The 15,660-nt window shown below is 41.7% G+C and carries 12 protein-coding genes; 4 read left to right on the top strand and 8 right to left on the bottom strand.

Going from position 1 to position 15,660, the window contains the following annotated elements; genetic code table 11:
- Positions 1 to 350 precede the first annotated feature (350 nt).
- A complete protein-coding gene (locus AC3WLU_RS02240) occupies positions 351 to 1,109 on the bottom strand; it encodes an SDR family oxidoreductase (protein WP_492596737.1) in 759 nt (252 codons plus the stop codon).
- A 190-nt stretch (positions 1,110 to 1,299) separates the two neighbouring features.
- On the opposite strand from AC3WLU_RS02240, the gene AC3WLU_RS02235 reads away from it, so the two are divergent.
- A complete protein-coding gene (locus AC3WLU_RS02235) occupies positions 1,300 to 1,914 on the top strand; it encodes a TetR/AcrR family transcriptional regulator (protein WP_054399846.1) in 615 nt (204 codons plus the stop codon).
- Between the two features lie 33 nt (positions 1,915 to 1,947).
- Here the strand turns inward: AC3WLU_RS02235 and AC3WLU_RS02230 are convergent, their stop codons facing one another.
- Both AC3WLU_RS02230 and AC3WLU_RS02225 read right to left on the bottom strand, forming a co-directional pair.
- Positions 1,948 to 2,649: an alpha/beta fold hydrolase gene (locus AC3WLU_RS02230; protein ID WP_492596736.1), complete on the bottom strand. Its 702-nt coding sequence runs from the start codon at positions 2,647 to 2,649 to the stop codon at positions 1,948 to 1,950.
- Between the two features lie 309 nt (positions 2,650 to 2,958).
- Positions 2,959 to 4,407: a DHA2 family efflux MFS transporter permease subunit gene (locus AC3WLU_RS02225; RefSeq protein WP_278088693.1), complete on the bottom strand. Its 1,449-nt coding sequence runs from the start codon at positions 4,405 to 4,407 to the stop codon at positions 2,959 to 2,961.
- 257 nt (positions 4,408 to 4,664) lie between these two features.
- Between AC3WLU_RS02225 and AC3WLU_RS02220 the strand changes: the two genes are divergently transcribed.
- Complete coding sequence (locus AC3WLU_RS02220) at positions 4,665 to 5,558, top strand: TetR/AcrR family transcriptional regulator (protein ID WP_492596735.1); 894 nt, start codon at positions 4,665 to 4,667, stop codon at positions 5,556 to 5,558.
- A gap of 143 nt (positions 5,559 to 5,701) precedes the next feature.
- Entirely contained in the window at positions 5,702 to 7,375 is a 1,674-nt protein-coding gene (locus tag AC3WLU_RS02215; protein ID WP_413001745.1) for a ribonuclease J, read from the top strand.
- 46 nt (positions 7,376 to 7,421) lie between these two features.
- On the opposite strand, the gene AC3WLU_RS02210 is transcribed toward AC3WLU_RS02215, so the two are convergent.
- The 4 genes from AC3WLU_RS02210 to asnA all read right to left on the bottom strand — a co-directional run bounded on the left by AC3WLU_RS02210 (position 7,422) and on the right by asnA (position 12,292).
- Positions 7,422 to 8,840 carry an amino acid permease gene (locus tag AC3WLU_RS02210; RefSeq protein WP_098865505.1) on the bottom strand — a complete coding sequence of 473 codons (1,419 nt, stop codon included), beginning with the start codon at positions 8,838 to 8,840 and terminating at the stop codon, positions 7,422 to 7,424.
- Between the two features lie 103 nt (positions 8,841 to 8,943).
- Entirely contained in the window at positions 8,944 to 9,576 is a 633-nt protein-coding gene (locus AC3WLU_RS02205; protein ID WP_098865504.1) for a LysE family transporter, read from the bottom strand.
- Positions 9,577 to 9,720: 144 nt separating this feature from the next.
- Positions 9,721 to 10,953 (bottom strand): MFS transporter, encoded by a 1,233-nt coding sequence (locus tag AC3WLU_RS02200; RefSeq protein ID WP_223255764.1) that lies wholly within the window; start codon positions 10,951 to 10,953, stop codon positions 9,721 to 9,723.
- A 343-nt stretch (positions 10,954 to 11,296) separates the two neighbouring features.
- On the bottom strand, positions 11,297 to 12,292 hold the full coding sequence (gene asnA / locus AC3WLU_RS02195) for an aspartate--ammonia ligase (RefSeq protein WP_268564477.1): 996 nt from the start codon (positions 12,290 to 12,292) through the stop codon (positions 11,297 to 11,299).
- 233 nt (positions 12,293 to 12,525) lie between these two features.
- Here asnA and AC3WLU_RS02190 point away from each other — a divergent pair, with 233 nt between their 5' ends.
- Positions 12,526 to 13,152 carry a LysE family transporter gene (locus AC3WLU_RS02190; RefSeq protein WP_098865502.1) on the top strand — a complete coding sequence of 209 codons (627 nt, stop codon included), beginning with the start codon at positions 12,526 to 12,528 and terminating at the stop codon, positions 13,150 to 13,152.
- 409 nt (positions 13,153 to 13,561) lie between these two features.
- Here AC3WLU_RS02190 and thrS read toward each other — a convergent pair whose 3' ends face one another.
- A complete protein-coding gene (gene thrS, locus AC3WLU_RS02185) occupies positions 13,562 to 15,469 on the bottom strand; it encodes a threonine--tRNA ligase (RefSeq protein ID WP_492596812.1) in 1,908 nt (635 codons plus the stop codon).
- Positions 15,470 to 15,660 lie beyond the last annotated feature (191 nt).

Here is a 15,660-nt window from a genome sequence, read left to right as displayed (position 1 = left end):
ATTGTTTACGAGGTACCGCAGCAAACTAATGGATCACTCAATGATTCTATTTCATAAGGAAAGTGGATTTTTTCAGGGAACCTATTTTGCTTCCGAGATTTCAGAGTTCAACTTATCTTTTAAATCCATTGATAGCATAATTCTTTTTGAGAAAAACTGGATAGTAGCGGAACTATCCAGCCCCCACTAATCCACTTTCGATTGAAATCACCCGATGAAGTCAAAACCTTCCTTATGGAAATTTCTGGCCAACCACAATCCCCACCCAAATATCCTGCCAAGGCTCCACTCAAAAAAACATGCATCCCTGCTTACTGGCAGGAATGCATGGATTCTTTTTAATTCATGGTTTAGTATGCACTCCAACCAGCATCTGCCGTAATGACAGTGCCATTAACAAAACTGGAATCGTCTGAAGCAAGGAATAATGCCACTTTAGCGATTTCCTCAGGTTTGCCGTTTCGTGGATTGATCGCCATACCCAGTTGTTGGCGAGAGAAGCCAAACTCATTGATATTCGTCATGCTGGAACCAATATTGGTTTCTACTCCGCCTGGTGCTATAGCATTGCAGCGAATCCCTTTATTGGCATACATGTAGCCCGTGTTTTTCGTGAAACCAACGACTGCATGTTTAGAGGCAGTGTAAGCAGCACCAGCCCGGGCACCGTACAAACCGCCAGCAGAAGCAATATTGATGATGACCCCTTTTTGTTTTTCTAAAAAAATCGGCATCACCTTTCTAGTCGAACGCATGACGCTTGTCGTGTTAATGGCAAAAATCCGATCCCATTTAGAATCTTCAATGTCCCCAGCAGGTTCCATGCCATCCATGATACCCGCGTTATTCACCAAAATATCCACCGTTCCATGATTACTGACCGTGGTATCGATCAAATGTTGAATATCTTCCTCCACCGCTACGTTCGTTTTAATGGCAAAGGCCACTCCGCCATTCGCTTTTATTTCTTCCACCGTATCGTTCGCACCATCAAGATTTAAATCCGATACGACGACTTTAGCTCCTTCTCGAGCATAATCTATGGCAATTTGTTTCCCCATGCCTGATGCTGCTCCTGTCACAACGGCAACTTTGTCTTGTAATTTCATTTGAACTCCCCCATTCATTCTAGTGAAGCTTTACTTATTGTACAGATGTTCATTATCTACCTTCCTTTATAGTATAATTAGTTTCAGTAGGCTTATACAATCAGCAAATGCTGTCCTCAATGTTGAATAATGAACAGAAAGTAGTAACTATGTTTATTAAAAGCACAATAACGAACAAAGGATGAAGAAAATGACTGATAATAATACTGGGATTGATAGAAGGATCAGGAAATCCAAAATGGCTTTGAAAGAATCCCTCATTTCTTTAATGCAAAGTAAGGATTTCAGGGAGATATCGATTACTGATATTGTAGAACTCGCCGACCTTAATCGGGGTACATTTTATAAACACTATCAGTACAAAGAGGAGCTGCTTGAAGAGGTCATGGAGGATGTGATTGCCGATTTGATCATATCTTACCGGGAACCTTATAAGAACGCCGAAACTTTCACCATCAATGAACTAACGGCTTCGGTCATCAAAATATTTGAACATGTCGCTAACCATGCAAACATTTATACTCTCATCCTAAAGTCGAATGCATGGCCTACATTACTGGAACGGATTTGTAATGAGTTGAAGAAGCTTCCAGTGGAGGACCTGGAAGATTACCGGCCGAACCCTAAGATCAATAAAGAACTTGCCTCCAGTTACCAAGCATATGCGATATTGGGCATGATCATCGAATGGGTCAACACTGGCTTTAAATATAGCGCTGACTATATGGCTGAACAGCTGCTGGAAATCCTTAATAATAAATCGGTAAATGCCGTCTTTAAAATAAACCATTTAAAGCAGAAATAAGAGGGCTGCACCAGCAACCCTCTTATTTCTACTTTAAATCGCCTGCCCTTTGGTAAGAAACCTTTTTACAACAGACAAGAAAGCTGATAAATTATCATCATGGACAAAGTGTCCGGCATCCTCTATCGTCACCAATTCGCAATTCGGGATAAGCTCGGAAACCTCCTGCAATTTGTTTTGGGGAATATGGCTGGCCCCGCCCCCTATCACAAGCGTCGGCATCATTATATCGGTGAGGCGTGCCCACCATTCTGGATCGGGTTCATTAAGCTGCTGTAGAATCGAAGGCACTACCTGCCAATCAAACGGCAGTGGGACAGAAGGCCTGGAAGGAACCTCCATTGGTTTATCCGAGAAAGGAGGCGGCGTATCTTCGACAATCAACCTTTCTATCCTCGTAGGAAAGGTTTGTGAGAAAAGATAGGAAACCGTCCCCCCCATGGAATGCCCCATTAGCGAAAACCTTCCCAAATCAAGCGCATCTGCAAAATGAAGCAAATCATCACGCATCGATTCAAAAGTATATGTATTCGTTCTCGCACTCCCACCGTGGCCCCGTTGATCTAAAGCTAAAACACGATAACTTTCTCCTAATGCGGCAGCCGCTTCATCCCATGATTCCGAACTTTTTCCCAGTGCATGAAGAACAACAAGCGGTGGAGCAGAAACATCCCCGCACTCCCGATATTGAAACGTGAGTCCATTCAACTCAATTTGATTAACCCTAATTTCCATCTCCTGTTCACTCCCAGGATCGGAATCGCCATTTTGAACCCCGATCTATTTTTAAAAAAACCTCTAAAATACTATGTTGACTATAAGTAAATTATACGTTTATGCCTTCACCCATTTATTCATCCTGCATCTGTTCATTTCTGCCTTCACACCTTCTATTCCTGCCTTCATCCATTTATTCATCCTTTGGCTTCATTCCGCAGCAGCCTGAATTACATTCCGTTATGGGCCTTAACGTGAAAAGCAGAATAGAAAAAGCCCCATGCTGCCTGAACGATTCAGGTGGCATAGGGCCTTTTATTGTTTCATTTAAGCGGTTTGATCTTTTTTCACAGCTGGTTTTTCTTCAGCCGGCCAAGCACGCTTAATGAATAATGCCAGAATCAGCGCCACACCGGCAATGAAGGTAGATACAAAGAAGGAGAAGTTAATTCCATCCAGCATTGCCTGCATCCCGATTTGGGCTTTCATTTGGCCCATCATCTCAGCGGAGGGCTGGCTCGTTAATTTGCTCATCGCTTTCGTCATTAAATCTTCGGCAGTAGACGCTGCACGGTTAGACATGACCGTAACGAGCAATGCCGTACCGATCGCACCGGAAATTTGGTTCAGTGTGTTATTCATGGCTGTACCGTGCGGGTTCATGCGGGCTGGCAGCGCGTTCAAACCATTTGTCATGATCGGCATCATGGACATTGACATCCCGAAGGAACGAACGGAAAACAGGATTACAATTTCTGTATACGTGGTTTCCATTGATAATTTACTTAGCAAATACGTAGTTACCACGGTGATAAGCAAACCGATTGAAGCAAGGATGCGGGCACCGAACTTATCGAAAAGCTTACCGGTGACCGGTGACATGAGGGCCATTAATAACGCACCTGGAAGCATCAATAATCCAGAATCGAATGGTGAAATGCCACGTACTGTTTGTGTGTACATCGGAATTAAGATCATCCCCGAGAACATCGCCATGTTCAGTACGATTGAGATCGTTGCGGATAAAGCGAACATCGGGTGCTTGAAGATATTGAACTCAAGCATTGGTGTTTCCATTTTAAGCTGGCGTGTTATGAAAAGGATCAGGGAGATGGCACCGACAATCAGTGTTCCGTATACCTCAAGGCTATCCCACCCCTTGCTGCCTGCCGAACTGAATCCGTAAAGCAAACCGCCGAAGCCTAAGCTTGAAAGGATGACCGATATTTTATCAATTGAGATATCGACTTTTTCCTTGTGGTCTTTAAGTTTAAAGAAGCCGAAAATAAGCACTAGTAAAGCTAGCGGAGTAATGAAATGGAATAGCATTCTCCAATCATAATGTTCGATGATCCAGCCTGAAAGCGTCGGCCCGATTGCAGGGGCAAACATCATGACCAAACCGAATAGTCCCATTGCCGAGCCTCGTTTTTCAACAGGGAAAGAAGTTAAAAGTACGTTCATTAATAATGGCATCATGATTGCCGAACCTGCAGCCTGAACCATACGTGCGCTCAATAATAGCGGGAATACATGCGCTACACCTGCCACGATCGTCCCGATTGAGAATAGGAGCATGGCTGTCAGGAACAGATTACGCACCGAATATTTTTTTATTAAGAAGGCAGTTGTCGGAATCATGATTCCGTTCACGAGCATATAGCCTGTTGTCAGCCATTGGACTGTGGAAGTCTCGATTCCCAGGTCTATTTGGATGGATGGCAGTGCAATATTTAAAAGGGTTGAATTCAGTATCGCTATGAACGCACCGACCATCAGTATGGCCAAAATGCCAAACGAACCCTTTTTCTCATTTATTTGTGCAGTACTCACTTTTTATCTATTCCTCCATTCAAACTATTGGTTCATTTAATTATACGAGCGGTATATTAAAAACTCACAAAATCAATAATATACCCCTAGTTCATTTTTTGCAATAAAAATTTACTGGTTTAAATAAGGGTTTGTGCTGTGATGAAAAATAGAGTACGATTAATTTTATACAAGCAGTATAATGAAAATCAGGTGATATAATGAACAATCGAAGGCAGAATGTCATCGATACGGCTCATAAGCTGTTTATTGACAAAGGCTACCAAGCGACGTCCATTCAAGACATTTTAGACGGCAGCGGTATATCAAAAGGTACATTTTATAATTATTTCCCTTCGAAGGGTGAATTATTTATAGCTATTTTCCGCTCCTTTTATACAAAGATTCGCCATGAACGGGAAAAGCTGTTGATTGGTCAAGATTCCGCCGATATTGAAATTTTCATCCGGCAGCTCGAACTGCAATTGATGGTGAACAAGCAAAGCAAATTGCTTATCCTGATCGAAGAAGTCCGTGTTTCCAATGATGAGGAATTAAAGCAATTCATCAATAAGACGCTATTGTTGAGCTTACGCTGGATGTATAACCGTTTTATCGATATCTTCGGTGAAAGTAAAAAACCCTATCTTTTAGATAGCGTCATTATCTTTCATTCGATGATGACCCACATGAATCATTTTAGTTACCGTGCTAATCCCGCCGGTACACCGGACATACAAATTATCCGCTATTGCATGAATCGCATTGTCCATTTAGTCAATGAAGTGGCTGAAAGCGGGGAACAGATCATTGATCCGGAATTAATGGATACGTGGTTTCCAAAATTCACAAACCAGCTTGATGCTTGCCATAATGATTTGCTTCATTCCACCACTGAATTGAAAAAAGCGATAAACAAGGCTATTCCTTGCGGTGAAGATCGAAGAAGAGCCATTGAATTGGTCGATTTCATCCAAGATGAGCTGATGCAGTCAGACAAACCGCGAGAATTTCTGATAGAAAGTCTGCTGACCACTCTGAAAACCGGATATGCTTCACAGATCCAAGCATTGGAGACTTTTGAAGAAAGCATCCATTCTTGCTTGAGCCGATGAAGATTGAAGATACACACCTACCGAATGCGGCAGGTGTTTTTTTTATGGCTTTTTGAATTAGCCTGATTTAAAAAAAGAGTTGGTTTTATAAAAGCGACCTAAGGAAACACTATCCTTATCATAATAAAGGGAGGTCTATCTACTTGAGTGTGAAAGAGAATGCTTTGTCCATATTGGCTCTGGGCGGAGTGAATGAAATCGGTAAAAACATGTATGTGATTCAATATTCTAACGATATCGTCATTATTGATTGTGGTGCAAAGTTTCCTGATGAAAGTTTATTAGGAGTCGATTTGATCATTCCTGATATTTCCTTTCTTCAGGAGAATAAGGAGAAGATCCGCGCTTTGATTGTGACTCATGGGCATGAAGATCATATCGGCGGTATCCCTTATTTCTTGAAAAAATTGAATGTGCCCATTTATGCCACACGTTTAACACTTGGTTTGATTGAATTGAAGTTAAAAGAACATAACCTTTTGGCTGATACGGAATTAATCCAGATCGATTCGGATTCAAAGCTGGAATTCGGGGAAATGGTTCTGGACTTTTTCAAAACGAATCATAGTATTCCCGATTGCCTCGGAGTCACCATGCATACGCCGGAAGGCACGGTCGTTCATACAGGGGACTTCAAGTTTGACTTGACTCCGATGAATGATCAGTATCCCGATATTCATAAAATGGCCAAAATCGGGAGTGAAGGTGTCCTCGTTCTACTATCGGAAAGCACGAACGCAGAGCGTCCCGGCTCCAGTCCCTCGGAGCATCTGGTTGGCAGCCATATTGAAGAGGCCTTCATGCAGGCAAAACAGAAAGTCATCCTTTCGACATTCGCTTCAAATGTCAATCGTGTTCAACAAGTTGTGAACGCTGCACAGAAGACAAACCGGAAACTGGCCCTGATTGGACGAAGCATGGTGAACGTCGTAACCGTTGCCATTGAACGCGGCTATCTCGAGGTTCCTGATGGGATGCTTATCCAACCACAAGAAGTCGATAGTTATGCTCCGGAAAGGGTTGCGGTTTTATGTACAGGAAGTCAAGGAGAGCCATTTGCCGCCCTTTCCCGCCTTGCCAGTTCAAATTATCGGGATATGAGCATATTGCCCGATGATACAGTGATTCTTGCATCCACACCAATACCCGGAAATGAACGGGATGTTTCACGTATCATCGACAACCTGTTTCAGCTAGGTGCCAAGGTCATTTACGGTTCTGGGACTGTAACGGGCATGCATGTATCCGGACATGCTTATCAGGAAGAGTTAAAGCTTATGCTTACCCTGATGAAACCTAAGTATTTCATCCCAATTCACGGTGAGTATCGGATGCTGCACCAGCATCGATTGTTAGCTGAGTCTGTCGGGGTGGAGAAGGACCACACTTTCATCATCAATAATGGTGATGTGGTGGATATTGAAAACTCCGTTGCCCGTCAAACAAGAAAGGTGGCTGCCGGCAATACCTTTGTCGACGGTGTTGGCGTCGGGGATGTTGGAGAAATCGTTCTGCGGGACCGCAAACAGCTTTCCGAAGATGGAATGCTCGTCATCGTCATAACACTAAGCAAGACGGAAAGAAAAATAGTCTCAGGACCCGATACCATTTCCCGTGGATTTGTATATGTACAAAATTCCGAGGACCTCCTAAAAAATGTGAATCGTATTGTCACGAAAACGGTCAACGACTTACAAAGTGAAAAAATATACCGGTGGAACATCATTAAACAGACCATTAAGAAGGAACTGGGGCAATATCTCTTTAATCAAACTAAGAAAAAACCAATGATCCTTCCAATAATCATTGAAATTTAGCGCCAAATTGAAAGGAACTCGACTTTGAATTAGTCGAGTTCCTTTTTTAATCAAGTCCTGATTTACTCGCTTTTGCGGCCATTGCCTTGTTCTTATTCCATACCTTGAACTTCATGAAAAGGGCTGCCAGACCGATGATCACGATGAATAAAAGGCTGATGAAAAACCCTGGACGTATCTCTTTTTCAAGCAGTGTTCCACTTACTGCCGCTAAAATTAAAAGCAGTCCGAAAACCGCCGTAATCTTACTCCACATCTTATTTTCCAAGATTTTGAATGAAGAAAGAATGATGAATGCCCAGTTATACAAAAGCAATATACCAGCAGATGTTGTAATGTATTCATAAATCTTTCCTGGCAGGAGCAAGGCAGTGATGATCGATCCTAAAAGACCTAAGGCTCCAAGCCCCAGTGACGGCAGCGGAAGATCTTTGAATTTCTTGATCTTTTGCATGAATAATGCGGGTGCATTCCCATCATTGGATAGCGTTACCAGTAAATTGGTTACACCGAATAGTGAAGCGGTCATCGTCGAGAAACCGGCAATGATGATCGCACCATTAAAAACGTGCGGGAAAAATGTCAGGTGATAACTGTCCAATGCCGAAACGAATGGGCTTTCTTTTTCACTGAATGCCCCTAACGAAATCATGGTTACGGCTAATCCCAATGAAACCACATATATAATGGTAAGGACCAAGAGCATGATCGTCCCTGCCTTTGGTGCATCTTCTTTCTTTTTAAGCTGCATCGCCATCAATCCAATGACCTCAATGCCGCCAAACGCATAAAAGGCATAGATAAGGGATGTCCAAAACCCCTTTAACCCTTTGGGGAATAATTCATTGAACGTATTCGGAAATGATGGCGGTTTCGCTCCAGCAAGACCGAACCAGCCGCAAACGGCACATATTGCAATGATGATAAACATTACGATTGCTGCTGTCTTAATTACAGCAAGGATGTTTTCCACCCTGTCGAACCCTTTTGTTCCCAGCAATACCACCACGATTGAAACAATGGCAAAACCGGATGCAAATAGCCAAAGCGGCACTTTCGGGAACCAAAATTGAGATAATAGCGAAAGTGCAGTAAGCTGGCTTCCCATGATCAATATATTGGAGGACCAATAATTCCAGCCACAGCTAAAGCCCGCCCATCGTCCAAATGCTTTATTGGCATAATAACAAAAAGAACCTTCTTGAGGATCGGCAGCCGTCATCTTGGCAAGCAGATTATATACGATATAGGTACCCAGTGCAGCCAATACAAATGAAAATACAATGGATGGCCCAGTCGTTTTAATCCCTATGGTTGATCCGAGGAAATACCCTGTCCCGATCGTACAGCCTACGCCGACCAATGATAGCTGCCACCATTTCATGTCGCCCTGTTGTTCACCGGATGCATTGGAATCTTGGACAGCCTTTCCTTTCGCTGAACTGCAATTGGCTTTTGTTGTCATAACATTACCCCCTTCCATCATTCATAGTGTTGATAATGCCACAATGAATTATGCAAGGAAGAAGTTTTCAAATACCTTATGTAATAATCTAATGCATTCTGCTTTATGATAGGATGGCAGCAATGCCTTGGTAAGCAAAATAAACCCCAAAACCGACCAATGATAATCCAGAGATGATCGAAATGGCCATTAAGCTTTTTTCATTTAAGAACCTGCGAAATCCATTCGTTAATGCCGCAACAAAAAAGTCCCAGCAGGTAAGACCAAGAAAGATCATCCCGCTATAAATGAAAAGTTGGGATGTCCCATAACTTGAAGCCGTTTTAGCTAAAACAGATCCATATATCCCCAACCAAAATAAAATGGACAATGGACTGGTCACGGACATGATGAACCCAGTCAAAAAACAGGAAATTAAAGAATCTCTATTCCTGTATTCATTTAATAATATCGTATTAACCCGTAATATACTTTCGATCCCTGAATAAATAAGCACAAATCCGCCAAAAAGCCAAAGAAATATCTGGACGATCGGGATTTCTAAAAACCGCACCATTCCTACATATACTAAAATCATGAACAAGGCATCTGCGATCATCGACCCTGCCCCAACGATCCAGGCGTGCCAAAACCCGTTCTTGATTCCTTTATCGATACGAGCGGAGTTCACCGGACCGATCGGTGCTGCAAGGGTAAGTCCTAAGAAAAAGTAACTTAGCAGTAAATGTACACTCAAAAAGCATCACTCCTTCGAGCTAGTTCATGACTTGTACATTTTATGTGACAACCCTCCGCCTATAACCACATGCCAAAAAAATTTCCCGATTCACAAAAAAAAGCCGTGGGAAAGCCCGGCTTTTTTGAGATGTATTGAAGCCGATTACGCAGCAGCTTCTTTTTTGTCTGAACTAATGAATTTCATAACAATCAATACGATGCCTATACCGATGATCCCAGAAATGATATAGGTCATATTGATATGATTTTTCATAACAAGGGACATGACCGGAGGGCCTGCAGCAACGCCGATGAACCTTGATGACATGTAGAAGGAGGTTATCGTCCCCCGCTGTTCCTTTTCTATATTTTGAGTGATGATTGCGTCGAGTGTCGGCAATAAAGCACCAATTGCTATGCCCACCAAGCTTGTTATTATCAATAGAAGGACGACCCTGTTTTTAGTAAAACCGACAAATACAAGGCTGATTGAAAGGACAGCTAAACTGATCATGATGATCTTTTTCATGATTGGTAATTCCCCCTTGATTTTTTTCCCTGCAACATAAGAAGATACGCAAAGAAAAAATAGCGGGATCGCTATCACTAAACCTTTTTTGATACCATGCAAATCATGGATTTTTTCCAGATTATCAGACAAAAAGAAAAGAACACCGAACAAAACCAACATGACAAAGACACCAATCAGGAAAACCGTATATAACCATTTTCCTTCCTTCTTGAATATTTTTTTCGTATCATGCCAGAAATCCTTGAATTTCTTCGGCTCATCCTTCTCCTTTGGTACCTTTATAAAGAAAAAGACCAAAACAATAGATATTAAACTGAAGAATGAAATCGAGAAGAATGGTAAAAACCAGATAAATGCAGCAAACAGGGAACCCAATATTGGACTAAGCACTTTCCCAAACGTATTCGAGGTTTCTATGATTCCCAAACAAGAACTCGTTTTTTCATCATCATCTTTGTATAAATCCCCCACCAAAGGCAATATGATGGGTGAGGCCCCAGACGCCCCAATCCCTTGCAATACCCTCCCAATGATGATCCATGTATAGGGATTTTCCATTTTCCATGACGCATAACCAGCGATCAAACCACCGATAAGGGCCAGGATCAAGCTTGGCAGAATGACCATTTTCCGTCCGAATCGATCTGATAAATAACCAGCAATGGGAATTAAAAAGATGGATGCAACGGAATAGCTTGTTATCACCATACTTGATTGAAATGAAGATATCCCCACCTTTTCCTCGAAAATGGGCAAAACCGGGATAAGCATTGAATTTCCAAGTGTCATAACCAATGGAATCGATGCCATACTAATCAAGCACCACACGCTTACATCTTTATTTTGCTTCTCATGACCTTCCATACTTACACTCCTCATCCATTATAAAAGCAACTTATTGCATAAAAGGTAACCATTTGTGAAACCAATTTGTTTTGCCATCATATATTAGATGTCTTAAATTATTATGTTATAGTGCAGAAACATTTATTCAGTTGCGCTTCTCCCAAAATTACCCCATTCCCTTTAAAACAAAAAAAACCATTCTGTTTAAGAATGGTCTATCTTTTTTTTGCTTGTACAAATTTGGACGTTGATTGGAACGTAGGGCACTCGCTCCAATCAACTTTGTTAAATAATTTGGATAAAACTCCATTTGCCTACAGTCTAACCATTCTGTTTAAAAATGGGTTTCCCGCTTTCGTCTTTATAAAAGAATAATATTCCTTTTTTCACATTCCTCTATTATTTGGTCATTCCATACCGAAACCTGAACCTCGCCAATATGTGCTTTCTTCAACAAAAACATGCATAATCTGGATTGCCCTATTCCCCCGCCTATTGAATACGGAAGCTTTCCTTCCAATACGGCCTTATGATAATCGAGTACCTTACGATTCTCGTTTTTGGATAATCTTAATTGTTTTAACAATGACCTTTCATCTACTCGAATGCCCATTGAAGAAACCTCAAAAGCACATTCCAAGAGTGGGTTCCATAAAACGATATCTCCATTTAAATCCCAATCATCATAATCCGGTGAACGTCCATCATGCTTTTCCCCCGATTGTAAAGCTCCGCCAATTTTCATAATGAAAATTGCACCATATTTCTTCGCTGCCACGTTCTCTCTTTCCTTCGGAGTAAGATCCGGGTATAAATCCTCCAACTCCTGGGTCGTAATGAAGTGAATGTTCTCAGGTAACACAGGCTTAAGCAGATGATGGAATTCAAACATATAACGTTCGGTCGATTTAATGGCACGATATATTTTTTTCACTTCGGATATTAATGTATCCACGTTACGTTGTTCTTTCGTAATGACTTTCTCCCAGTCCCATTGATCCACAAATAACGAGTGTAAATGATCCAGTTTTTCATCACGTCTTATTGCATTCATATTCGTGTAAATGCCTTCATCACAAGCCAAACCATACCTAGAAAGAGTGATCCTTTTCCACTTTGCCAAAGATTGAACCACTTCTATTTGTTTATCCTTAATATCCAGAGCATCAAAGGTAAGAATCCGCTCCACACCATTTAAATTGTCATTGATACCATTACCTTCATGTAAAACGAAAGGGGCTGATACTTTAATAAGGTTTAACGCATTTGAAAGTCCTTCTTCAAAATGATCCTTCATTTCATTTATTGCAATATCAGTATGCATGATATCAAGAATTGTTTTATATTTATTCGGCATTGATAATTCAGGCATAATTCTCCTCCAATTCCGCTTTGAATAGCGCATGCACTAAAATAGGCGTCTTTCCATTTGACTAAATTACATTATGAAGGAGTTTTCTGTGTTGTTACAAAAATACCAGGTCAGACAAGGCGGACTAAACTCAAGAAATAGAACTAAAAAGGTGGTACAAGTCCAAATGTTTGAATACATTCAAATAAGCGAAGATGTATAAACGATGAGGTGATGAATTGGGTGTTTTTTTCAGCTTTGTATTATTAGGTTTATCACTGGCGGCTCCTATCGGTCCCATAAACGCTGCTCAATTGGACAAAGGAATCAAGAAGGGTTTTTGGCATGCCTGGGTATTTGGCTGGGGTGCCATTTTAGCGGATTTTGTTTTTATAGCCCTCGTCTTTTTCGGTGTCGTCCACTTTTTGGACAACTCCTTCATGAAGACATTTTTATGGCTTTTTGGATTTTTCGTCCTGACCTATACCGGAATCGAAAGTCTGCTAAGTGCAGGTAAGATTGAAGTGAATGCACGAAAAGCGAAAGATTCCCTTTTCTCTTCATTCCTGACAGGATTCATCATGTCCCTTTCGAATCCTTTATCCATTTTGTTTTGGCTGGGGATTTACGGATCCATTCTCGCAAACTCCGCTTCAAAATATGATATGGATCATTTACTTTTATACAGCTCAGGAATCCTTATCGGCCTCTTAATCTGGGATTTCGCAATGGCCATCATCGCCAGCACCTTCAGACGCTTTTTATCCAAACCTATCCTAATGGGCATCTCGATCGTTTCAGGTATATCCCTTATAGGGATTGGCATATACTTTGCCATCCAGGCAGCAAAGGTTTTATTTACATAAGAAGTCGTGCAATTACTCGGGAATTCGAATAAATTTCTTGCTTTTATATAAAATAGGCCGCCTATTTTATTATCCTTCTTTGTCCCCTCATTGTTCATAGCCTGAAAGGGTAAACACAAAGGGAGGATTTCTAGATTTAGTTTGATTACACTACTTAGGATTAACCTGCCCCGGCGGCGGTCATGGCGGCCCTGGGGGTAACTGTTTCCAGCAGTTCATTCCGAGCGTTGGCTGGGTATGGATTTAATAGAAAAAGACAGCCGATTTATTCGGCTGTCTTTTTTATTCCAATTACTCGTGAGTTTCGGGCTTTTACTCGTGAATTTCGGCCTTTTACTCGTGAGTTTCGGGCTTTTACTCGTGAGATTCGGGCTTTTACTCGTGAGTTCCAATTTAAGCTGCTTTCTTGTTAGATGCTGCGTTCTTTTATTTGCTGGACCATTTTCTTGATGAACGTTTCTATTGTGACATTTTCAAATTCTTGTTCCCCGTATTTCCGGACATTTACTTCATTTTCTTTTTCTTCTTTATCTCCAAGGACCAGCATATATGGGATTTTCCCCAGCTGTGCTTCCCTGACTTTATACCCCAGCTTTTCATTCCGATCATCGACTTTCACTCTTATGCCTTGATTCTTCAGTGCATTTTGAACCTGTAAACAATAATCCAGATGAACTTGTGAGACTGGGATGATCTGTACTTGCACCGGGGCGAGCCATACCGGAAAAGCACCGGCAAAGTGTTCTATCAGGATTCCGAAAAAACGATCGATCGATCCAAAGATGGCACGATGAATGACGACCGGACGGACTTTTTCATTATTTTCATCGATGTAAGTCAGATCAAATTTGTCGGGCATTTGAAAATCAAGTTGGATTGTTGCACATTGGTGGCTTCGTTTTAATGCATCTTTAATATGAAAATCAATTTTCGGTCCATAAAATGCCCCGTCCCCTTCATTTACTTGATATTGTATCCCGATGCTTTCCAGAACATTTTTCAGGGCTGTTTCAGAAGCTTCCCAAAGGGAATCATCGCCCATTGAATCCACCGGACGAGTCGAGAGCTCAACGGAATACTCGAATCCGAAAGTGCGATACACCTTATCGATCAGATGAAACACTTGTTTTATTTCACTTTCGATTTGATCCTGCCGTACATAGATGTGGGCATCATCCTGACAAAATGTACGGACACGCAGCATCCCGTTCAATGCACCGCTATATTCATGACGGTGGACTTGACCGAATTCGGCCATCCGGATGGGTAAATCCCTGTAAGAATAAAGACTGTTTTTGAAAATAAGCATATGACCCGGACAGTTCATTGGCTTCATCGCGAATTTTGTTTGATCCACCTCAGTGAAGTACATATTCTCGTGATAATGATCCCAGTGGCCCGATTGTTCCCATAACCGCTGGTTCATCATCAAAGGAGTCCGAACTTCGTCATAATCAGCTTCAGTCTGAAGCTCCCGCGAGAACTTCTCCAATTCATTTCTAACGATTTGTCCTTTCGGTAAATAAAATGGCATTCCAGGGGCTTCCTCCGAAAACATGAATAATTCCAACTGCTTCCCTAATTTACGGTGGTCGCGTTTGGCCGCTTCTTCCAGGAATTTAAAATGATCCTGTAAATCCTTATTCTTTCGAAAAGCCACGCCATACACCCTTTGGAGAACTTCATTTTGATTGTCTCCCCGCCAATAGGCACCAGATACACGAGTCAATCTGAATGATTTTACAAATGATGTGGATGGAAGGTGCGGCCCTCTGCAAAGATCGATGAATTCCCCCTGTTGATAGAGCGTTAATTTTTCACCATTGGGGATGTTCTTTGCTATATCCAACTTGAATGACTCCCCTCTGCCCTGGAATAACTTCACAGCTTCTTCATAAGTTACTTCGATTCTTTTGATTTCCAGATTTTCACTTATGATATGTTCCATCTCTTTTTCAATGGCCTGCAGATCTTCTGAGCTCAAAGAGTGTTCTAACTTAAAATCATAGTAAAAACCGTCTTCCACGACTGGTCCCATCCCTAATTCCACATTTTCGTAAATTCTTTTCACAGCCTGTGCCAAAACATGCGCCGATGTATGTCGCAATACTTGTAATCCTTCAACCGAATCGAGAGTCAAGATCGACAGTTCGCCATCCTTATTAAGCTTATGACTTAAATCAACCAATTGCTTATCCAGTTTTCCAGCTACTGCCTTTTTCCTTAAACTTGGGCTGAGTGAGCCTGCCACACTTTCCACTGTGATTCCTTGCGGATACTCCTTTTGCTGCCCATCCGGGAATTGAACTTTAATCATTTTTTCACCCATCACATAAACACCCCTTTTTAAGTAATAAAAAAACGCACACATCCCTATGCAAGGGACGAGTGCGTTTACCCGTGGTTCCACCCAATTTCCCATAAGCAAGAAACACTCATGGCTCTGGAGCTTGTAACGCAGCTTAGACGATATCAGTTACTCTTGTTCACCGATATAGCTCAAAGGCG

This window comes from Peribacillus sp. FW305-BF15 (assembly GCF_058783805.1).
The sequence above is the reverse complement of the archived record's forward strand: the minus strand, read 5'-3'. Positions and strand labels throughout refer to the sequence as shown.